This window comes from Blautia sp. MSK18_10, from assembly GCF_020553185.1.
GTDB classification, from domain to species: domain Bacteria; phylum Bacillota; class Clostridia; order Lachnospirales; family Lachnospiraceae; genus Blautia_A; species Blautia_A wexlerae.
This window is the reverse complement of the sequence record NZ_JAJCGT010000143.1, coordinates 1-339: the sequence shown is the minus strand read 5'-3', so window position 1 is coordinate 339 and position 339 is coordinate 1. Positions and strand designations below refer to the sequence as shown.

Below are 339 nucleotides of genomic sequence, written 5' to 3'. Positions count from 1 at the left end.
AGCAAATGCAGGAGAACATGAAAGAATACCTGACAGAAAAGGAAGCCAGGGAAAAGAGACTGGAAATATATACAGAGAAGATCCAGGAAAAGGTGTGGAGCAGATCTTCGGAAACAATCCGGCAGTTAGTGGAGGAGAGACACCGCCAGAAAATGACGCAGCAGGAAATAGCGGATATTACAGGGATAAAGCCGTCGAATATGGCCCGGTTTGAGAGCGGAGGCAGGGTACCAACACTGGTTGTATTGGAGAAATATGCAAATGCACTTGGAAAACATATTGAAATAAAAATCTGTGATGACTGACAGATTTTTATTTCAGGATAATCATAAATGATAG

At 42.2% G+C, this 339-nt stretch carries 1 protein-coding gene; it reads left to right on the top strand.

Features of this window, described 5'->3' with window-relative positions:
- A partial coding sequence (locus LI074_RS17220) for a helix-turn-helix domain-containing protein (protein WP_243868856.1) occupies nucleotides 1-305 on the top strand: 305 nt, incomplete at its 5' end.
- Nucleotides 306-339: the final 34 nt, after the last annotated feature.